Source organism: Rubrivirga litoralis (assembly GCF_031846415.1).
Classification (GTDB): Bacteria; Bacteroidota; Rhodothermia; order Rhodothermales; family Rubricoccaceae; genus Rubrivirga; species Rubrivirga litoralis.
Genome location: NZ_JAVRHT010000049.1, coordinates 1 through 19,437, shown reverse-complemented (window position 1 = coordinate 19,437; position 19,437 = coordinate 1). Strand labels below are relative to the sequence as shown.

Annotated in this window: 21 protein-coding genes and 2 tRNA genes; 6 read left to right on the top strand and 17 right to left on the bottom strand. The window is 74.5% G+C overall.

From position 1 onward, the window contains the following. Window positions 1–334: 334 nt before the first annotated feature. Window positions 335–2,584, bottom strand: a complete 2,250-nt coding sequence (gene pnp / locus RM540_RS15055; RefSeq protein WP_311665600.1) for a polyribonucleotide nucleotidyltransferase — start codon at window positions 2,582–2,584, stop codon at window positions 335–337. A 269-nt stretch (window positions 2,585–2,853) separates the two neighbouring features. Beyond that, complete coding sequence (gene rpsO / locus RM540_RS15050) at window positions 2,854–3,120, bottom strand: 30S ribosomal protein S15 (RefSeq protein ID WP_311665598.1); 267 nt, start codon at window positions 3,118–3,120, stop codon at window positions 2,854–2,856. Window positions 3,121–3,369: 249 nt separating this feature from the next. On the opposite strand from rpsO, the gene RM540_RS15045 reads away from it, so the two are divergent. Next, entirely contained in the window at window positions 3,370–3,792 is a 423-nt protein-coding gene (locus RM540_RS15045; protein ID WP_311665596.1) for a hypothetical protein, read from the top strand. Window positions 3,793–3,841: 49 nt separating this feature from the next. Here the strand turns inward: RM540_RS15045 and RM540_RS15040 are convergent, their stop codons facing one another. Continuing rightward, complete coding sequence (locus RM540_RS15040; protein WP_311665594.1) at window positions 3,842–4,651, bottom strand: TatD family hydrolase; 810 nt, start codon at window positions 4,649–4,651, stop codon at window positions 3,842–3,844. Between the two features lie 246 nt (window positions 4,652–4,897). On the opposite strand from RM540_RS15040, the gene RM540_RS15035 reads away from it, so the two are divergent. From RM540_RS15035 to RM540_RS15020, 4 genes are all read left to right on the top strand, one after another. Next, window positions 4,898–5,791, top strand: a complete 894-nt coding sequence (locus RM540_RS15035) for a diacylglycerol/lipid kinase family protein (protein WP_311665592.1) — start codon at window positions 4,898–4,900, stop codon at window positions 5,789–5,791. A 116-nt stretch (window positions 5,792–5,907) separates the two neighbouring features. Continuing rightward, window positions 5,908–7,374: a cardiolipin synthase gene (gene cls, locus RM540_RS15030; protein ID WP_311665590.1), complete on the top strand. Its 1,467-nt coding sequence runs from the start codon at window positions 5,908–5,910 to the stop codon at window positions 7,372–7,374. A gap of 186 nt (window positions 7,375–7,560) precedes the next feature. Further along, window positions 7,561–8,340 (top strand): hypothetical protein, encoded by a 780-nt coding sequence (locus RM540_RS15025; protein WP_311665588.1) that lies wholly within the window; start codon window positions 7,561–7,563, stop codon window positions 8,338–8,340. Window positions 8,341–8,413: 73 nt separating this feature from the next. Further along, complete coding sequence (locus RM540_RS15020; RefSeq protein ID WP_311665586.1) at window positions 8,414–9,028, top strand: TlpA family protein disulfide reductase; 615 nt, start codon at window positions 8,414–8,416, stop codon at window positions 9,026–9,028. Here RM540_RS15020 and RM540_RS15015 read toward each other — a convergent pair. The 6 genes from RM540_RS15015 to msrA all read right to left on the bottom strand — a co-directional run bounded on the left by RM540_RS15015 (window position 9,025) and on the right by msrA (window position 11,452). Next, window positions 9,025–9,291, bottom strand: coding sequence for a DUF202 domain-containing protein (locus tag RM540_RS15015; RefSeq protein WP_311665584.1), 267 nt, complete (start codon window positions 9,289–9,291; stop codon window positions 9,025–9,027). The genes RM540_RS15020 and RM540_RS15015 overlap by 4 nt on opposite strands. Next, window positions 9,291–9,611 carry a thioredoxin gene (gene trxA, locus RM540_RS15010; RefSeq protein ID WP_311665582.1) on the bottom strand — a complete coding sequence of 107 codons (321 nt, stop codon included), beginning with the start codon at window positions 9,609–9,611 and terminating at the stop codon, window positions 9,291–9,293. Before trxA ends, RM540_RS15015 begins: the two co-directional genes overlap by 1 nt. Window positions 9,612–9,619: 8 nt before the next feature. Further along, the gene (locus tag RM540_RS15005) at window positions 9,620–10,069 is read right to left on the bottom strand and encodes a rhodanese-like domain-containing protein (RefSeq protein ID WP_311665580.1); all 450 of its coding nucleotides are present in this window, start codon (window positions 10,067–10,069) and stop codon (window positions 9,620–9,622) included. 3 nt (window positions 10,070–10,072) lie between these two features. Then, the gene (locus RM540_RS15000) at window positions 10,073–10,318 is read right to left on the bottom strand and encodes a YgaP-like transmembrane domain (protein WP_311665578.1); all 246 of its coding nucleotides are present in this window, start codon (window positions 10,316–10,318) and stop codon (window positions 10,073–10,075) included. A 287-nt stretch (window positions 10,319–10,605) separates the two neighbouring features. Further along, window positions 10,606–10,677 (bottom strand) — tRNA-Asn (locus RM540_RS14995). A gap of 235 nt (window positions 10,678–10,912) precedes the next feature. Next, window positions 10,913–11,452 (bottom strand): peptide-methionine (S)-S-oxide reductase MsrA, encoded by a 540-nt coding sequence (gene msrA / locus RM540_RS14990; protein WP_311665576.1) that lies wholly within the window; start codon window positions 11,450–11,452, stop codon window positions 10,913–10,915. A gap of 137 nt (window positions 11,453–11,589) precedes the next feature. Here msrA and RM540_RS14985 point away from each other — a divergent pair, with 137 nt between their 5' ends. Continuing rightward, window positions 11,590–12,360 carry a type 1 glutamine amidotransferase gene (locus RM540_RS14985; RefSeq protein ID WP_311665574.1) on the top strand — a complete coding sequence of 257 codons (771 nt, stop codon included), beginning with the start codon at window positions 11,590–11,592 and terminating at the stop codon, window positions 12,358–12,360. Here the strand turns inward: RM540_RS14985 and RM540_RS14980 are convergent. From RM540_RS14980 to RM540_RS14945, 8 genes are all read right to left on the bottom strand, one after another. Further along, window positions 12,357–12,776: a hypothetical protein gene (locus tag RM540_RS14980; RefSeq protein ID WP_311665572.1), complete on the bottom strand. Its 420-nt coding sequence runs from the start codon at window positions 12,774–12,776 to the stop codon at window positions 12,357–12,359. The two genes, RM540_RS14985 and RM540_RS14980, sit on opposite strands and share 4 nt — an antisense overlap. Next, window positions 12,773–13,822 (bottom strand): YheT family hydrolase, encoded by a 1,050-nt coding sequence (locus tag RM540_RS14975; RefSeq protein ID WP_311665571.1) that lies wholly within the window; start codon window positions 13,820–13,822, stop codon window positions 12,773–12,775. Before RM540_RS14975 ends, RM540_RS14980 begins: the two co-directional genes overlap by 4 nt. 13 nt (window positions 13,823–13,835) lie before the next feature. Further along, entirely contained in the window at window positions 13,836–14,570 is a 735-nt protein-coding gene (locus tag RM540_RS14970; RefSeq protein ID WP_311665569.1) for a hypothetical protein, read from the bottom strand. Window positions 14,571–14,861: 291 nt separating this feature from the next. Beyond that, a tRNA-Arg gene (locus RM540_RS14965) sits at window positions 14,862–14,935 on the bottom strand. A 127-nt stretch (window positions 14,936–15,062) separates the two neighbouring features. Beyond that, entirely contained in the window at window positions 15,063–15,884 is an 822-nt protein-coding gene (gene thiD, locus RM540_RS14960; RefSeq protein ID WP_311665567.1) for a bifunctional hydroxymethylpyrimidine kinase/phosphomethylpyrimidine kinase, read from the bottom strand. A gap of 16 nt (window positions 15,885–15,900) precedes the next feature. Then, window positions 15,901–16,377 (bottom strand): PTS sugar transporter subunit IIA, encoded by a 477-nt coding sequence (locus RM540_RS14955; RefSeq protein ID WP_311665565.1) that lies wholly within the window; start codon window positions 16,375–16,377, stop codon window positions 15,901–15,903. Window positions 16,378–16,762: 385 nt separating this feature from the next. After that, window positions 16,763–17,866 (bottom strand): RluA family pseudouridine synthase, encoded by a 1,104-nt coding sequence (locus tag RM540_RS14950; protein WP_311665562.1) that lies wholly within the window; start codon window positions 17,864–17,866, stop codon window positions 16,763–16,765. After that, a complete protein-coding gene (locus RM540_RS14945) occupies window positions 17,863–19,020 on the bottom strand; it encodes an aminotransferase class V-fold PLP-dependent enzyme (RefSeq protein WP_311665559.1) in 1,158 nt (385 codons plus the stop codon). Before RM540_RS14945 ends, RM540_RS14950 begins: the two co-directional genes overlap by 4 nt. Window positions 19,021–19,437 lie beyond the last annotated feature (417 nt).

Sequence of the window (19,437 nt, the reverse complement as noted above, 5' to 3'; positions counted from 1 at the left end):
ACAGAAGCTCGTGCTAACCCCCGCTCGTAGCCTGCGGACTGGACGGGAATCCCGGCTGGGCCGCAGGGTCACCGACGTAGCGCCGAGCCGGGAGCAGGCTATCGGGCGGGGCGGCCCGTGCTGCACGAACCCGACGGTCTGCACGCCGAGCCGCGACGGCCGCGGAGCCACCCCGCCCCGCCCGCGAGAGCGCGCGGAGGCACGGCGGCGGTCCGCTGGGGGCGGGGCGGCGCCCTCCACCCCGCCCTCGCGCGGAGCGGCCACAACAAAGCGCCCGCCCCGACGAGCGGGGCGGGCGCGTGCCGGACGAGGCGGGGCCTCGGGGCGGGGTGGTCTAGTCGCGGCGGCGGCCTCGACCGCGGCCCCGGCCGCCTCCCCCACCACCGCCGTCGCCGTTCGACGAGCGGCGCTTGGCCATCTCCTCCTTCTCCTCTTCGGTGGGCTCCGGGAGGAACGGCTTACGGCTCACACGGAGCTTGCCGCCGTCGCGGATCTCGATCAGCTGGACGTCCAGCTTGTCGCCGACCTGCATCTCGTCGGCCGGGTCGTCCACGTAGCCGTGGGCGATCTCCGACACGTGGAGCATGGCCTCCTTGCCCGGCATGATCTCGAGGATCGCGCCGAACGGGAGCAGGTTCTTGACCGTGCCCGTGTACTTCTCGCCGACCTCAGGCTGCGTCACGATGCCGCGGATGATGTCGACGGCGCCGTGGGCCGAGTCCATGTTCGGGGCGGCGACGGTCACGTAGCCCTTCCCGTCGCGCTCGTCGATGTCGATCGAGGCGCCGGTGTCGGCCTGGATCCCCTTGATGATCTTGCCGCCCGGCCCGATGATGGCGCCGATGAACTCCTGGTCGATGACGACCTGGATGAGGCGCGGGGCGGTCGGCGAGATGTCCTCGCGGGGGTGCTCGATGGTCTTGGCCATCTCGGCCAGGATGTGCTGGCGGCCGGCCCGGGCCTGCTCCAGCGCCTCGCGCATGGTCGACATGGCGAGCCCGTCGATCTTGATGTCCATCTGGCACGCGGTGATGCCGTCCTCGGTGCCGCAGAGCTTGAAGTCCATGTCGCCGAGGTGGTCCTCGGTGCCCAGGATGTCGCTCAGGATGGCCACCTTGTCGCCCTCGGCGATGAGGCCCATCGCGATGCCGGCGACCGGCTTGTCGGTCGGGACGCCGGCGGCCATGAGCGCCATCGACCCGCCGCAGACGGAGGCCATCGACGACGACCCGTTGGACTCGAGCACGTCGGAGATGATGCGGACCGTGTACGGGAAGTCCTGCTCGGGCGGCATCACCTTGCGGAGCGCGCGCTCGGCGAGCATGCCGTGGCCGATCTCGCGGCGCGACGGCCCGCGGAGGAACTTGGTCTCGCCGACGGAGAACGGCGGGAAGTTGTAGTGGAGGTAGAACCGCTTGTCCTCCTGGTCGAACACCTGGTCGACGGCCTGCACGTCGCGGCCGGTCCCCAGCGTCACCATGACGAGCGCCTGCGTCTCGCCGCGCGTGAACACGGCCGAGCCGTGGACGCGGGGGAGGTAGTCGATCTCGGTCCAGATGTCGCGGATCTCGTCCGTCTTGCGGCCGTCGAGGCGGCGCCCGTCGTCGAGGATCATCTCGCGCATCACGCGGCTCTCGGCCGCCTTGAACGCCTCCTTGACGTCGGAGACCGAGTGGCCGTCGACCTCCTCCTTGGCGTCGTCGCCCTCGCCGAACATGTCGGTGACGAGCGCGTCGCGGATCTCGCGGATGCCGTCGTAGAAGCTGGCCTTGTCGTAGTCGTCCTTGCGGAGGTGCTTGTCGACGTCGCCCTTGATCTGCTTGTAGACCGAGTCCACGAGCGCCTCGTCGGCGGCGACCGTCTCGTACTCGAGCGGCTGGGGCGCCCCATCGCGCTCGTCGCGCTGCGAGACGAGCTCCTGGATGCCGGCGACGATGTCCTTGATGGCCTCGAACGCGAACTCCAGGGCCGACACCATGTCGTCCTCGGAGATCTCGTCCATCTCGCCCTCGACCATCGCGATCGCGTCGGACTTGCCGGCGACGATGAGGTCGATGTCCGAGCCCTGCCGCTCCTCGTGGGTCGGGAACAGCACGAAGTCGCCGTCGACGCGGCCGACGCGGACGTGGGCGGTCGGGCCGTCGAACGGGCTCCCAGAGAGCGAGAGCGCGGCCGACGAGCCGATGCCGGCGACGACGTCGGCGTCGATCTCCTCGTCGGCCGAGAGGACGTAGTTGAGGACCTGGACCTCGTTACGGAACCCGTCGGGGAAGAGCGGGCGGATGGTCCGGTCGATGAGCCGCGACGTCAGCGTCTCCTTGTCGGTCGGTCGGCCCTCGCGCTTGAAGAAGCCGCCGGGGAAGGCGCCCTTCGAGCTAAAGCGCTCGCGGTAGTCGACGGTGAGCGGGAAAAAGTGCTGGCCGGGCTTGGCGCTCGTCGCCGTGACGGCTGTCGAGAGCGTGACGGTGTCGCCGAGGCGGGCGACGACGGCGCCGTCCGCCTGCTTGGCGAGCTTGCCGGTCTCGAGCGTCAGCGTCTTGCCGCCGACCTCGATGGTCTGGGTGAATGCCTGGGGGGCTTCCATGGGGAGTGTGGGGTGCGGGCCGGTCTGGTTCAGGCCCTGGTTGGAACGCGGCGGCCCCCGCCCCGCCCGACGCCTCGGAAGGCGGGCCGGGAATCTGTTCTCGCGGGCGCCCCACCCCGCCCTCGCGGGGCGGCGCCGTGGGGCGCTCGAGAGAACGGACTGCCGGCGGGCAGAGCGGCCGGGTGCCGCTGGGGTTCGGCCTCCCACCCGCGGGCGGGGCGGCCGAAACGAAACACGGCGGCCCCCGCTGTGGGAGCCGCCGCATGGGGTTACCGACGCAGGCCGAGCTCGGCGATCAAGGAGCGGTACCGCTCGATGTCGCTGTTTCGGAGGTAGGCCAGGAGCCGGCGCCGCTTGCCGACGAGCTTGAGCAGGCCGAGACGGGACGCGTGGTCCTTCGTGTGCGTCCGGAGGTGCTCCGTCAGGTCGTTGATGCGGGCGGTGAAGAGGGCGATCTGGACCTCGGGCTTTCCGGTGTCCTGCGCGCTCGCGCCGTGCTTGGCGGCGATCTCTTGCTTTTGTTCTTTCGTGATCATTCGATCCTCTGCCGATCTGCGATACGGGAGAAGACCGCCCCCCCGGTCGATCGGGCGTGGGGAGGACAGTCGTGTGAGGGCGCGGTCTGCGCCGTGTCTTAAAAGTATCGCGGGCGGGGCGGGTCCAGCCTGCCCCGGGTCTTCACTCGGCCGCCCCGCTCCCGTCGCGGGCGGGGGCACAACGTGGGGCGGGCGCCGTTACATCGGCCGGCCGGCCCGCGGCTCTCCCTCCCCAGCCCCTCAGCAGCCATGATCCGCGAGCTCTCCCTGGCCGTCCTCCTGTCCTCCTGCGCTGGGTGCGCGGGGTTCTTCCCACCGCGGGAGGTGGCCGGGCCGCCCGCGCCCGTGCCGACGTGGGTGTACGGAGTGTGGACCAGCCTGCACATGTGGGGGTTCAACTCGTCGGTCGGCCCGAGAACCGAAGCCGAGCGGTTCGAGATCGACCGCGACGGCCGGTACCGGATCTATGAGGACGGCCACTTGGCCTTGGCAGGGACCTTCACCGGCGAAGGGGTCCCGGGGGACCCGGGCGCCGTCCGCCTCCGGTTCACGGGGAGGCGGCTGGAAACCCGTTTCGTCACCGTCAACTCCTTCGCCGAGTGGGAGCGGACCTACGTGGTCCGCTACGACCAGCCCGATTCGCTCTCGGCACTCGGCACTAAACTGAACTGACCCCGCCGCCGCGGGCGGGGTGGCCGAGCGCTGAGGGACCGCCCCGCCCTCAGGCGGGCGGGGCGGCGTCGGGGATCGAAAAAAGCGCCCGCGCCGTCGCCGTCGTCCGCTCGGCGACCTCCTCGACGGGCAGGCCGCGGACGTCGGCCAGGCGCTGCGCCACGAGGGCGGTGTAGGCCGGCTCGTTGCGGCCCCCGCGGTGCGGCGTCGGCGCGAGGTACGGGGCGTCGGTCTCCAGCACGATCCGGTCGAGCGGCACCTCGGCGACGGCCTCGGCCACGCCCGCGTTCTTGAACGTGAGCGTGCCGCCCAGGCCGACGTGGAACCCCAGGTCGAGGACCTCGGCGGCCAGCCACGCCGGCCCGCCGAAGCAGTGGAACACCCCGCCCAACGTCCCCTCACCCTCCGCTTGAACCTCCCTCACGATCTGCACGAGGTCGCGCGAGGCGTCGTCGGACCCCTTCCGGTCGCGGTTGTGGAGCACGAGTGGGAGCCCGTGGCGGACCGCGAGCCGAGCGTGCGCGCGAAGCGAGGCGCGCTGCGCCTGCTCGTGGTCGCGGCTCCAGTAGTAGTCCAGCCCCGACTCGCCGACGGCGAGCACGCGGCGGTCCGCGAGGGCCGCCCCGACGCGCGCGAGGGCGTCGGGGGCCGCGTCGGCCACATAGGTCGGGTGTACCGCCGCCATCGCCCAGACGCCGTCGTAGGCGTCGCACAGCGCGAGCGCATCTTCGATCGAGGCCACGTCGACGGCCGGCTGGATCACGACGCCGACGCCGGCGGCGTGGGCGCGCGCCACGACGGCGTCGCGGTCGGCGTCGAAGGCGTCGAGGTAGAGGTGGGCGTGGGTGTCGACGAGCACGGCGGGCGGGGCGGGGGGAAACGGCTTCGGCCTTCGGCGCCCGTCCGCGGGCGGGGCGGGCGCACGGGGCCGTACGTCCCGGAGGCGCCCGGGTGCCTCCGGGGCCGCTAGGCTCCCGCGGCGCACGGCGACCGCCACCCCGCCCCGCCCGCGGCTGCCGGACAGGCGGGGCGGCAGAGCGTACGTTTCGCGGAACGGCCCCGGGCCTCTGCGGGAGCCTCCCGCCCCACGCTCCCACCCCGCCCCATGCGCGTCGGCGTCTTGATTACCCCCGCGAGCGGGGCGGCTACGCGCCCGATGCCCGACGAGATCGCGGCGGCGTTCGAGCGGGCCGGCGCGCAGGCCACCGTGCGGACGGTCGGCGGCGAGGGCGACGACGCGCTCGCGGCCCACGTGCGCCGGGCCGCCGCGGAGTCGGACGTGGTCGTCGCCGCCGGCGGCGACGGGACGGTCCGCGCCGTGGCCGAGGCGCTGGCGGGCGGGGCGGTCCCGATGGGCGTGCTCCCGATGGGCACGTTCAACCACTTTGCCCGCGGCCTCGGCCTGCCGACCGAGCTCGCCGCCGCCGCCCAGACGATCCGGGAGGGCGTGGCGCGGCCGGTGTCGGCAGGCCGCGCGGGCGGGCGGCTGTTCCTGAACAACGCCGCGCTCGGGCTCGCGCCCGACGTCGTCGTGCAGCGGCGCGAGAGCCACGGGAGCCGGCTCGGCCGCGTGCTCGCCACGGTGCCGGTCGCGCTCGGCGCGCTGCTCCACATGGACCGGCTCCGCCTCGACGCCGACCTCGACGGGCGCCGCGCCTCGTTCGAGACGCCGTTCGTGTTCGCGACCCCAAACCGCTACGCCCCCAGCCTCTTCCAGTTCGGCGTCCTCGACCGCCGCACGGACGGGAGCCTCAACGTCTACGTCGCCACGCCGGACGGGCCGGTCGACGCGCTCCGCGTCGGGCGCCGCCTGCTCCGGGGGCGCCTCGACCGGCACCTCGACGCCTCGGTGGCCGAGCGCGTCGAGCTCGCCGCCGACGAGCCGCGCGTCCGCGTGCTCATGGACGGCGACGTGGTCCGCCTCCCGTCGCCCGTCGTCATCGAGGGCGTCCCGGACGCGGTCCGCGTCGTCGGCCCGGCGGCGCCCTCCGCAGGCTGACGCCCGACCGCCCCGCCCGGTATCCGCCCCGCCCCGCCCGACGGGCGACCGCCGGTCGCCCCTACGTTTCCCGCCCCGCCCACCAGACGGCCGCCTCTGCGCCGCTCCCGCCCCCGATGTTTGACGACCCGATGACGACCGCCGACATGATCGGGTGGGCGTTCGGCTTCCTGCTCCCCCTCGTCCAGGTGCTCGGCGTGCTGAGCGCCGTCGACGCCATCATGCACGCGCGGACGCCGCAGGGCTCGGCGGCCTGGGTCGTGGCGCTCGTGCTCCTGCCCCTCGTCACGCTCCCGCTCTACTGGGCGTTCGGGCGGTCACGGTTCGAGGGCTACGTCCGGGCCGTCCGCCAGTTCGACGACGAGGTGACGGCCCGGCTCGAGCGCGCCCAGCGCTCGCTCGAGCGCTGGGAGGTCCCGCCCGAGGCCGCCTGCGACGAGCGGACGGCGTCGGAGCTCCGCGGCTTCGCGAACCTGTCGCGGCTCCCGTTCCTCCGCGGGAACTCGCTGCGCCTGCTGGTCGACGGTAAAGACACGTTCGACGCCATCCTCGGCGCCATCGACGCGGCCGAGCACACGGTCGTCGCCCAGTTCTACATCGTCCACGACGACCGGCTCGGGCGCCGCTTCCAGCGGAGCCTGCTCGACGCCGCCGCCCGGGGCGTCCACGTGTTCTTCGTCTACGACGGCGTCGGCAGCCACAGCCTCCCGCGGCGCTACGTCCGCACGCTCCGCGAGGCCGGTGTCGAGGTCAACGAGTTCAGCGGCGAGCGCGGGTGGCTGGGCCGGTTCCGCATCAACTTCCGCAACCACCGCAAGATCGTCGTCGTGGACGGCCAGCGCGCGTTCGTGGGCGGCCTCAACGTGGGCGACGAGTACCTCGGCCTCGACCCCACGCTCAGCCCGTGGCGCGACACGCACCTGGCCGTCGAGGGGCCGGCGGCCCAGGCGCTCCAGCTCACGTTCGCGCGCGACTGGTACTACGGGCGGGGCGAGGTCCCCGAGCTCCCGTGGGAGCTGGCGGGGAGCGACCGCGACCAGAACGCCCTCGTCGTCGCGTCGGGGCCGGCCGACCGCGTCGAGACGGCCGGGCTCCTCTACGCGCAGGCCATCGCCGCGGCCGAGCACCGGGTGTGGATCGCGAGCCCGTACTTCGTCCCCGACGGCCTCGTACTCGGGGCGCTCCAGTCGGCGGCGCTGCGCGGCGTCGACGTCCGCGTGATCATGCCGCGCATGGTCGACTCGTGGATGTTCCGGTTCGTGCCCTACGCCTTCCTCCCCGACGTCGAGCACGTGGGCGTCAAGGTGTTCCTCTACGAGGACGGGTTCATGCACCAGAAGGTGATCCTGGTCGACGACGACTACGCGGCGGTGGGGACGGCCAACTTCGACAACCGCTCGTTCCGGCTCAACTTCGAGGTCACCTGCCTCGCCCACGACGCCGCGTTCTGCGCCGACGTCGAGGCCATGCTCGAGGCCGACCTCGCGCGGTCGACGCGGCTGACCGAGGAGGACCTGACGGCGCAGTCGTTCCCGTTCCGGCTGGCGGCGCGGTCGACGCGGCTGCTCGCGCCCGTCCTCTGAGGTACGAGGTACTGGGTACGCAACCTGAGAAGCCCGCGCCGGGACGCGCGGCGGTCGACCTGTTCAAAGGCTCCGTGCCGAACCGGGCGGGGTGGAACGGGCGGGGCGGAACGGGCGGGGCGAACCGAGCGGGGTGGAACGGGCGGGGCGGGCGCCCGGTACAGCCGAGCCCCACCGCCCCGCCCCATGCGCACTCTGGCCTTCTCCCTCGCCCTGTGCACGCTCGCGCTGGGGTGCCAGGACGCCCCCGACGACGCGGCGGTCGCCGACCGCCCCGCCCCGCTCGTGACCGAGCCGGTCCAGCCGCCGGAGGCCGCCGACCCGGAGACGCTGGGCGGCGACCTGCCGTCCTACGCCGCGCGGCTCCTCTCCGGCCCTTACGTCGAGGCCTCGTACTTCGCCCTCCCGCCCGGAGCGTCGGTGGCGATGCAGAACGGGGAAAACTGGGTCGTCTACGCCTACTCCGACGCGTCCGTCACCGTCGACGACGCGCCGACGGAGTGGGCCGCGGGCTCGGCCGCGTTCTACGACGCCCCGACGCGGATCACGAACGCGGGCGACGCCGACGCGCAGCTGCTCTTTTTCGAGCGGTGGGCCAACCCGCTCCCCGACCGCCGTGAGGACCCGGACGAGGACATTCGCTTCCCGTACGAGCTCACGCAGATCGACCGGATCGACAGCCCGGCCGTCGACGTGCTCGTGTCGAACGACGACGTCGGCGTCGCCCTGGTGACGCTGGCGCCGGGCGAGTCGCTCCCGCCCCACTCGGCGTTTAGCCGCGTGGTCGTGGCGCTCTCGGAGTTCGAGGAGGAGCGGTCGCAGGGCGACGAGTTCGGCGGCGACTCCCCGGACGTCCGCGTCCAGGGCGAGGCGGGCAGCGTGAGCTGGGAGACGGCCCGGAACTACGCCGTCGAGAACGTCGGCGCGACGCCGTCCGAAACCCTCGTCGTCGCCTACTACGAGTAGCCGGGGGCGGGGCGGCCGCCTTTTGACTTCGCTCCTGGAGCCGCACCGCTGGGTGGCTCCCGCCCCTGCCCGCGTGCGCGACGCTCCTCCCGACCACCCCGCCCGTGCCGCCGGTTCCCCCGACCGCCCCGCCCAGCGGCCGAGCGGGGCGGGGCGGCGGCGGGCGTGGACGCTCCTCCAGTGGGCGGCCGTGCTCGTGCTCGCCGTCTTCGTCGTCCGCCGGCTCGTCCCCGACCTCGACCTCCCGGACCTCGGGGCGGCGCCGGACGTGACCTACGCCGCGCTGGGCGGGGGCACGCACGGGCCGGCCAACTACGCCGGCCAGGTCGTCGTGCTCAATGTGTGGGCCACGTGGTGCCCGCCGTGCGTCGTCGAGACGCCCGGGTTCGTCGACCTCCAGGCCGAGTTCGCGGGCGACGTCCAGTTTCTCGGGGTCTCGCAGGACGACGACCTCGCCGACGTCCGCGCCTTTGCCGAGCGGTACGGCATGGACTACCCGCTCCTGGTCGGCCCGCCCGTCGCGGGATCGCCGCCGCCGGCCGCCGTGCTCCCGACCACGCTCGTCATCGACCGGGGCGGGCGCGTGCGGATGCGCCACGAGGGGCTGCTGCTCGAAGCCGCGCTCCGCCCCGCCCTCCGCGCGCTCGTCGCCGAGCGCCCACCGGCGCGCCCGGGCCGGGCGGGCTAGGCCGCCTGCTCGGCGTCGAGCCGGCGGCGCACGCGCGCAAAGCGCCACGCGCCCACGGCGACGACGAGTGGCGAGACGGCCAGGCTCGCCCACCCGACGACCTCGAAGCCCACGTCGTCGGTAAAGTGGACGAGCGCCGCGCCCGTCGCGACGAGCCCCAGCGCGGTGCGGAGGTAGGCCAGGAGCGTCCGCTCGTTGGCGAGGACCGTCCGGTCGAGCGCGAGCCGGTCGCGGAGCGGGAGCGGGTCGGGCGGGGCGGCCACTACGCGGGCGCCGGCAGGTGCTCGCTGAGCCACTGGCGCAGCGCCGGCTCCGGAAGGGCGCCCGTGAACTCGGCGACGACCGCCCCGCCCGAGAACATCTTCACGGCCGGGATCCCGCGGATGCCGAACCGCTGCGAGAGCTCGGGGTGCTTGTCCGTGTTGATCTTGACGAGCCGCCACCGGCCGGCGCTCTCGCGCGCCAGCCGCTCGATGGTCGGCCCGAGCACGCGGCACGGGCCGCACCACGGCGCCCAGAAGTCGACGAGGACGGGTTTTTCGTGGCTCTTGTCGAGCACGTCGGTCTGGAATCGGTCGGGCATGGCGGGCGTTACGGCGTGTAGGGCTCGGTGGCGAGGCCGGCGGCGGCGAGGGCGTCGAAGCCGCCCGCGTTCGCGAGGCGGGAGGCGCCCAGCACGGCGAGGCGGCGGGCGGCCCGCTCCGCGCGGGTCCCCGAGCGGCAGTAGACGAGCAGGGGCCTGTCGAGGTCGAGGGCGTTCAGCGCGCGGGTCTCGAAGCCCGGCGCCGTCACGTCGAGCACGATCGCGCCCGCGAGCCGCCCCGACGCCGCCACCTCGGCCGGCGTGCGCACGTCGACGACGACGGCGTCGGGCGTCTCGGCGAGGAACGCGGCGGCCTCCTCCGGCGAGAGGCGGGCGACGTCGACGCTGTCGGCGGGCGGGGCGGCCGTGACCGTGGCGCCCGGGCGGGGCGGCTCCGGCGCGTGGTCCGCCCCGCCCGGGGCCGCGAAGAGAGAGACGCAGAGGAGAGCGTAGAGCATCGGTCAGGCCCCCGCGCGGAGCTCGGCGCGGGCCGCGGACCCGTCGAGCGGGGCGTCGAGCGGCGGCCCCAGCACGCACACGTCGAAGGCGCCAGCGGCGAGCGGGACGAGGGCGAGCGCGGCTCGGGCCTTGCCGCCGGTCGTGCCCCGGCGGGCGTAGCCGGAGACGAGCAGGCCCAGCCCGGCGGCGACGCGGAGCGCACGGCCTGCGGGCGAGACCATGAAGGAGACGAACGAGGGGGCTTTCATCGGGCAGGTCTGTGGGAGAGGGTGTGGTACCCGCCCGGCCGGCCAGGGTGCCGCGGCCCCGCGCCTTCCTCCCGTTCTCCCTGGGCGGGGCGGCGGGTTCCAGGGCGGCCACCCCGCCCCGAGGCTGTTCGCGAGCGCCCCCCAAGCGTCGTCCCCGCGCAGGCGGAGCCCAGTCAAGAGGGCCGGCCACCCCGCCCGTGGCCAGTGCTCGGCGGGGCGGGGCGGGGCGGTTCAGACGGGCCGAACGCAAAAACGGCCCCTCTGCTCTGCAGAAGGGCCGCCGTGGGCTCCCCGGGTAGGATTTGAACCTACGACCCTGCGGTTAACAGCCGCATGCTCTACCACTGAGCTACCGAGGAGTGTCCGCCCCGCTCGGGGGCACACGGAAGGTAGGGCTCGGGCGGGGCGGGGCGCAAGGCTGGGGGCGCCCTCTTCACCGCCCGTTCGCAGGCTCCACCCCGCCCCACCGTCGAGCCGGCGCAGTCCGCCGCTAGAGCAACGCGCAGGGAGGTACAGGGTACTCGGTACGAGGTACGCGTGCGCCGAGGTCAAATCGGGCCGTACCTCGTACCCCGTACCCACCCGAAGGGTGCTCTAGGCCGGCACCGCCAGCTTGTCGAGGTAGCGCGACCGGAGCTTGGTCACCTTTGGCGCGATGACGGCCGCGCAGTACGGCTGGGCCGGGTTGCGCTCGAAGTAGTCCTGGTGGTAGTCCTCGGCCGGGTAGAACGAGTCGAGCGGGACGATCTCGGTCACGATCGGGTCGTCGAACGACGGGGCCACCTCGGCGGCCACGGCCTCGGCCGTCGCCTTCTGCTCCTCGGTCGTGTAGTAGACGCCCGAGCGGTACTGCGTGCCGCGGTCGGCGCCCTGGCGGTTCAGCGTCGTCGGGTCGTGGGTCGCGAAGAAGACGGCGAGCAGGTCGTGGAGCGAGACGACGTCGGGGTCGAACGTGACCTCGACGACCTCGTTGTGGCCCGTCCGGCCGGAGCAGACCTCGCGGTAGGTCGGGTTCTTGACGTGGCCGTTGGCGTAGCCGGAGACGACGCGCTCGACGCCGCGGAGCGGCTTCATGACGGCCTCGGTGCACCAGAAGCAGCCGCCGCCGAGGACGATGGAGTCGGTCTGTGCCATGGGATCTAGAGGGGGGAGTGTGCGGGGGAAACAATCGCCCTGTAGACGGCGGGCGGGGCGGCCGTCTTACGCCCGGGCACCCGCCCCGCCCCGGCGCCGTACGCGGGCTCCGCCCCGCCCTCTGGACCACCCCGCTCATGGCCCCCGACCTCGACCACGTCCGCGTCCGCCTGATCCAGGTCCGCGAGCGGCCCGCCGTGATCGCCGAGGAGCAGGCGAGCTTCCGCGAGCGGACGGGGCTCCGCGTGGACCAGCTCGCGGTCACCGACGCGCTCTCCGACGCCCTCTCCCCCGCCCTCCTCGACGACGTCGACGCGGTCATGATCGGGGGCGCCGGCGCCTACTCGGTCGTCGACACGTTCGGGTGGACGCAGAGCCTGGTCGACGTGTGCCGCGCGTGCGCCGACCGCGGCGTGCCGCTGTTCGGGTCGTGCTGGGGCCACCAGTTCGTCGCGCGCGCGTTCGGCGGCGAGGTGGTCCACGACCCGAGCCGGGCCGAGATGGGCACGCACGACGTGGCGCTGACGGCGGCGGGCGGGGCGGACCCGCTGTTCTCGACGCTGCCGGCCCGGTTCCCCACGCAGATGGGCCACCACGACCGCGTGAGCGCGCTGCCGCCCGGCGCCGTCGAGCTGGCGTCCAACGACCGCGCGCCGCACCAGGCGTTCCGCCTCGCCGACGCGCCCGTCTACGGGACCCAGTTCCACAGCGAGCTCGACGAGGCGACCGAGCGCGCGCGCCTCGTGACCTACCGGCCGTACTACCCCGAGATGGCCGACGACGACGTGTTCGCCGCCGTCCTCGACACGCTCCGCCCGTCGCCGGCGGCCGACGACCTCCTCCGCCGCTTTCTCCTGCTCTACGCCGTCGAGGGCGGGGCGGAGCGGCTCGCGGAGGCGGCCGGCTAGTCGCCGCAGGTGCCGGGGTACGCCTTCGCCCGGCTGACGGTCTGGTTAGCCGTGGCGGCGTCGACCTCGACGGTGTAGCGGTAGCAGTCGACCCTGAAGGCGACGTCTGGGACCGTCTCCGCGATCACCCCCCTCGCGCCGGCGGCCAACCCGCCCGGGACGACTCCGCCGGCGAGGCGGCTCGGCCCCTCCCCTTCTCCTTCCACCGTGAACGCGAGCGCCGCCACGGAAAAGCCGACGTCCCCCTCGTTGCGGACCGTCGCCGTGAGCGTCACCGCCCCGCCCGCGCTCTGGACGAGGTCGACCGTCTCGACGACGAGGTTGTCGGGGAGCACCTCGCCCTCGACCTCCTCGAACGAGTCGCAGGCGGTGAGGGAGACGAGGGCGCACAGGGCGAGGAGCGGGCGGAGGGTCATGCGCCGGGCGGGGTGGTGGAGCGGGGCGTCGGAAGGAGGGCCGCGTCGAGGAACTGCGAGGTCACCGTTTCGGACCAGAACTCGCCGCCCCGCTCGACAAACCCGACGTGGCCGCCGTGCTCGGGTGTGAGGAGCGTGAGCGACGGGTTCCGCGCGGCCTCGGCGCGGGGGTAGCACGCGGGCGAGAGGAACGGGTCGTCGAGGGCCTGCACGAGCAGCGTCGGCACGCGGATCGCGCCCAGGAGCGGGAGCGACGACGCCCGCGTCCAGTAGTCCTCGGCGCTGTCGAACCCGTGGAGCGGGGCGGTGACGTGGCCGTCGAACTCGCGGAACGACCGCATCCCGCGGATGGGGCCGGCGTCGGGGACGCCCTCATGGCGGGCGGCCTTGTCGGCCACCTTGTCGCCGAGCGAGCGGAGAAAGCGGGCCATGTAGACGCGCCGGCTCGGGCGCTCCATGACGGCCGACGCCGAGGCCAGGTCGACGGGCACGGAGATCCCGACGCCGCCCACGACGCGCCGGTCGACGTCGCCGCCCCGCTCGCCGAGCCACTTGAGCGTGACGTTGCCGCCCAGGCTGAACCCGACGACGGCGACGGCCCTCGCCCCGCCCCCGCGGTTTGCGCCCGCAGCCTGCCCGCCCCGCCCGCCTGAACCGCCGGGGGCGGGGCGGTCGAGGACGCGGCGGACGACGGCGTCGAGGTCGTCGGAGACGCCGCTGTGATAAGTCCGCGCGAGCCGGTTGGGCTCGCCGGAGCACCCGCGGAGGTTCCACGCGCAGACGGTCCACCCGCGCCGGGCGAGCGCCCGGGCCATGCCGCGGACGTAGGCCCGGTCGGTGCTGCCCTCGAGCCCGTGCGCGACGACGGCGACGCGGGCGCCGTCGGACGAGCCGGTCCAGTCGAGGTCGAGAAGGTCGCCGTCGGCCAGCTCCAGCCGCTCGCGGCGGTACGCCACGCGGACGCGGCGGAACAGCGTGGGCAGCACCGACTGGACGTGCCCGCTGCGGAGCGGGCGGGGCGGCCGGTACGGGGGGAGGTCGGTCACGGCGCGGGCGGAGTCAGTCTGAGCCGGGCGTCACCGGCGCCTCAACGCGCTCGACCCAGCACGGGCTGTCCCCCTCCCCCGTAGCTCGCTCCCGGCACTCGTCGAGCGCCCGGTTCGCGGCAGCCGCAGCGGACCCGTAGGACCACGACGCCCCCCAGAAGTAGCGGTGGTTCTCGCGGCGCCCGACGGCGAGGGCTCGCCACCCCGGGCGAGCGCGGAGCGCCTCGACGGCCTCGGCGTGGACGGAGGCGAAGTCGACGAGCACGAACGGCGGCGTCGCGCGGAGGGTGTCGGGGAGCGGGCGGCCTCTGGAGTCGGTCGCGAGGTAGACCATTCGGAAGTTGCCCCGCCCATTCGCCGCGACGAGCCGCTGGAGGAAGTCGGGGTTGAGGTGGATTTGGGCCACGGCGACCTCGGCCGCGGAGGCGTTGAGCGAGGGCATGGGCGGCGCCTCACAGTCGAGCGTGTCGACCGGAGTCCACGCGTCGCCGCCCGCCCATTGCTCAGCGACGCTCCCGCAGGGGGTGAATACGGTTCCGCCGCGCTGGACGGCCGTGACCCACAGTCCGGTCCCACCCGCGGCGGGGCCGACGACCGAGTACCCGCCCCGGCTCATGAGGAGGGTAAGAGGCGGGCCGTCGCGGGTGAGGACCGAGTCCGGGGGCAGCGGGGCACGGCCCGGGGCGCCGCCGTCCTGGGCGGCGACGGGCACGGCGAGGAGGGCGGCGGCGAGGACGAGAAGGCGCACGGCGGGCGGGGTGGCGGCCCAAGGACAACGAGGGAGGATCCGGACTGTTCGGGGCCGTCCCTGCTGAGGGGGCGCACCGGCGGCGCGTAGGACTCTCCTCAGAGTCGCCCCGGGTCCGTCGTGACTCCACATCTCGCTCCGCCCGCCGCGCGGGCCGCTCCACGAAACGACCCCATCAATGGTGCAGCGAGCAGCCGATGGGGCGGGGCGGACTGAACCCTGTACCCGGACCCACACAAACGCGGAGGCCCCCGCGTCGTTGTGACTCAGGGGCCTCCGCCTACTCTTTTGTACGCCGGGGAAGATTCGAACTCCCGACCTTCGCATCCGTAGTGCGACGCTCTATCCAGCTGAGCTACCGGCGCGTCTCGGCGGGCGTGGACCCGCGCGAGGACCCCAAGATAGGCCGTCAGCGGAGCGCGCCTCAAGTGAAGACGACGGGGAGCCCCGCCCCGCCCCGCCCGAGCGGCTCCACGGCCCCGCCTGCGCGCTTTAGGCCGGCGTGGGCGGGGCGGCCGGCTCGCGGTCCAGGAACCAGAAGTGCGACGTCGGCCCGTGGCCGCCGCCGAGGTCGAGCCCGTGGCGGATGGCACCCTGGAGGTAGCGCCGCGCGCGGCCGACGGCGTCTTCGAGGTCGTGGCCGCGCGCGAGCCCGGCCGCGATCGCGCTCGCGTAGGTGCAGCCCGTCCCGTGCGTGCTCGTCGTGTCGATGCGGTCCTCGCGGTAGAGCGTCTCGCCCCACTCGGTCAGCAGGAGGTCGACGGCGTCGGCCTCGCCGTCAAGGTGGCCGCCTTTGACGAGGACGGCGCGCGGCCCCATCGCCAGGATCGCGCGGGCGGCGCGGCGGGCGTCGTCCAGCGTCCGCACGCGGCCGCCGGCGAGCGCGGCGGCCTCGTGGGCGTTCGGGGTCACGAGGTCGGCGAGCGGGAGCATCTGGCGGCGGACGGCCTCGACGGCGTCGGCGTGGAGGAGCAGGTCGCCGTTCGTCGTCACCATGACCGGGTCGACCACGACCGGGCCGAGCCCCCAGCGGGCCACCCCGCCCGCGACCGCGTCGATGATGGCGGCCGAGGCCAGCATCCCCGTCTTGACCGCGCCGACGGGGAGGTCCGCCGCGACGGCGTCGATCTGGGCGGCCACGACGTCCGGCGGCACCTCGTGGACCGCCGTGACCTCGCGCGTGTTCTGGGCCGTGATCGCGGTTACGACGCTCATGCCGAACACGCCGTTGGCCTCGAACGCCTTGAGGTCGGCCTGGATGCCGGCGCCCCCGCCCGAGTCGGAGCCGGCGATCGTGAGGGCGGTGGGAGTCATGCGAGGGCGGGGTGGTTTACGAGGCGACGGCCTCGGCGTCGCGGAGCGCGGCGGCGGCCTCGGCGGGCGTGGCCGCCTCGCGGAGCCGGCGGCGGAGGTCCACGTCGGAGAGGAGGAGGCTGAGCCGGCTGAGGAGCCGGACGTGCCCGCCCCGCTCGGCCTCCGGGCCGGCCAGGAGCACGGCGATCTCGACCGGCTCGCCGTCGAACGAGGCGAAGTCGACGGGCCGGCCCAGCGTGGCGAGCGCGGCGACGGTCCCGGAGGTCGCTGCGCTCCGCGCGTGCGGGAGCGCGACGCCGTGCCCGACGCCGGTCGACATCATCGCCTCGCGGGCGAGCACGTCGGCCTCCAGGCGCTCGGCGTCGACGACGGCCCCGTCCGCGGCCACGGCGCGGACGAGCGCGCCGACCACCTCCTCCCTCGTCGCCACGTCGAGGCCGACGACGATGTGTTCGGGCGGGAGCAGGTCGGAGAGGGGCGGGGCGGTGGGCATGGGCAGACGGACCGCCCCGCCCCGCCCAACGTTCCCAGCGGGCCGCGGCCCGAAGATGCGCCACCCCGCCCGCAACGCGCACGAGCGGGGCGGGCACCGTAGGGGCGACCGGCGGTCGCCCGTCCGGGCACGGCGCGTAATGCTGGGCGGGGCGGGATCGGGCAGGGCGGTTCCATGCTGGACCGCCCCGCCCTCGTCACGACCACCCCTAGCCCCTCTTGGCTGCGCCGACGCTTCGCGGTGGCCAGGGGGGGACTGCCGTCGCCCCAGGTTGACGGCGGCCTCGCCGGTCACCACCCCGCCCAGGTGTGAACGGGCCGGGGCGGAACAAACTCGGCGCCACCCTGCCCGGCGTGTCCCATTTCCCCGCGAGCCGCAGGCGCGCCTACCCCTCCACGTCGCGGATGCGCTGGAGCACCCACGCCATGTCCTCCGGCAGCGGAGCCTCGAAGTCCAGGGACTCGCCCGTCGTCGGGTGCTCGAAGCCGAGCGTGTGCGCGTGGAGCGCCTGGCGCGGGCCGAGCCGCGCGAGGAGGTTGCCGACGAACGCCTTCCGCGAGCCGTCGCGGCGGCCGTAGACGACGGCGTCGCCGCCGTAGGTCGGGTCGCCGAAGACCGGGTGGCCGATGGACTGCGCGTGGACGCGGATCTGGTGCGTCCGGCCGGTCTCCAGGCGGAACCGGAGGAGCGCGAAGTGGCCCAGCGGCTCGACCGTCTCGTAGGCCGTCGCCGCCCACTTGCCCTCGCCCTCGGGACGCGTCGCGATCCGCTTGCGGTCGCGGGGGCTCCGGCCGAGCCAGCCTTCGACGCGGCCCTCGGGCGGGGCGGGCTCGCCCCACACCAGCGCGAGGTACCGGCGGCGGATCGTCCGGTCGGCGAACTGCTTGCCCAGGTGCGCCGCGGCCACGTCGGTCTTGGCGACCACCATGACGCCCGTCGTGTCCTTGTCGAGCCGGTGCACGAGGCCGGGCCGCACCGTCGGGTCGCCCTCGTAGCGTGGGCCGGCCGTGGCGACGGACAGGCCGACGTCGTCGTCGTCCGCGTCGTCGATCTCGTCGCCGCGCACCGGCCCCGCACCCACGTGCCAGAGGAGCGCGTTGATGAGCGTGCCCGAGCGGTGGCCGTAGGCCGGGTGCACGACCATGCCCGCCGGCTTGTTGACCACGAGGAGCGTGTCGTCCTCGTAGAGCACGTCGATCGGGATGTCCTCGGGGACGATCTCGATGGGCGGCGGGCGCATGACGCGGCACACGATCCGGTCGCCCGGCTGGACCGGCGTCGACACCTTCGTGACCGTCTTCCCGTTCACGTCGACGCGGCCGTCCTTGACCGCGCGCTGCACTTTGGAGCGCGTCGCGTTCGCCGTCTTGTCGGTCACGTACACGTCGAGGCGGACCGGCGCCTGCCCCGGCGGCACCTCCAGTTCGAGGACCGTCTCGACCTTGTCGGGCTCGTTGCTCGCCGCGCGCGCGGCCTCACGGTCGGTCACGATGCCCCCGCGGCGACGCGTCCGAACGAGGCCACGGCGTCGAGCGCCCGGTCGAGGTCGGCCTCGCGCGTGTGGGCGTGCGGCGCAAAGCGGACGAGCCGGTTTCGGAGCGACACGGCCACGCCCCGCTCGGCGAGGTGCGCGTGGAGACCCTCGGGGTCGGCGACCGCGACCGTCACGATGCCGGATGCACGGGCGGGGTGGTCGGTCCCGTAGCGCCGGGCGCCGAGGCGCGCGAGGCCGTCGGCCAGCCGCCCCGCCCCGGCGAGCACGGCGGCCTCGACGGCGTCGGCGCCCACGTCGAGGAACAGGCCGAGCGCGGCGTCGAGCGCGTAGAGCTGGGCCGTCGGCAGCGTCCCCGTGCGGAACCGCGTGGCGTCGTCGTGGAGGGCGAGGCCGGCGGCCTCCAGGTCGTCCCAGTCGATCGGCCCGTTGAGCCACCCGCGGGCGGGGCGGAGCCGGTCGAGCAGCGTGTCGGCCACGACGACGACGCCGGCCCCCTGCATCCCGCACAGCCACTTGTGCCCCCCGAACGCGACGAGGTCCGGCCGCACGGCTCCCACGTCGAGCCGGAGCGCGCCGACGCCCTGGATGGCGTCGACAGCGAAGAGCACGCCGCGCTCGCGGCACAGCGCGCCGAGGCCGTCCAGGTCGCACCGGAAGCCGGAGAGGAACTGGACCCACGAGACGGCCACGAGCCGCGTCTCGGGGCGGAGCACGGCCTCGACGTCCTCGACCGTGAACGTGCCCTCGCGGTGCGGCACGAGGTCGACGGCCACGCCGCGGTCTTCGAGCGCCCGCCACGGGAGGACGTTGGCCGGGAACTCGCAGGCCGGCACCACGACGCGGTCGCCCGGCCGCCAGTCGAGCCCGGACGCCAGCAGCCCCAGCCCGGCCGACGTGTTGGGCACGACCTCCACGTTGCGCACGCCGGCGCCGACGAGGGCGGCCGCGCGGCGCCGGGCGCGGTCGACGCGCTCCAGGTCAGTCGGGTAGTCGTTGGGCGAGCGGCTCGGGTCCCGCCCCGCCCGCGCGTCGAGGAACGCGACGGCCGCCTCGCGCGCCGGCCGGCTGAGGACGCCCGTCGCCGCGTGGTCCAGGTAGGCCACGTCGGCGGGGAGGTCGAACAGGTCGCGGTAGGCGTCGAGGGTCACAGGAAGGCGGAAGGCGGAAGGCGGAAGATGGCCGCCCCGCCCCGCCGGCGCCACCGGGCGGGGCGGAAGTCGGGAGAAAACGGGCCGCGGGCAGCCAAGGTGCCCCGCCCCGCCCGCGGTGGGGCGGCCATCGTAGCGGCGTTGCATGCAACGCCGTCAGGCCGCGGCGCACAGGTGGGGCGGGGCGGCACCGCCCAGGACCGCCCCGCCCGCGGCGCGTGGTTATTCCTACGGGTGTCACCTGCGGGCGGGGTGGCATCGGGCGGGGCGGTGCCTCGTCGTGCGGCGCTGCTCGCGTCGTCCACCACCCCTAGCCCCTCCTGGCCAGGAGGGGGACTGCCGCCGCCTCCGGTTGACGGCGGCCTCGCCTCTCACCACCCCGTCCACGTCTGAACGGGGCGGGGCGGAACAAATGCG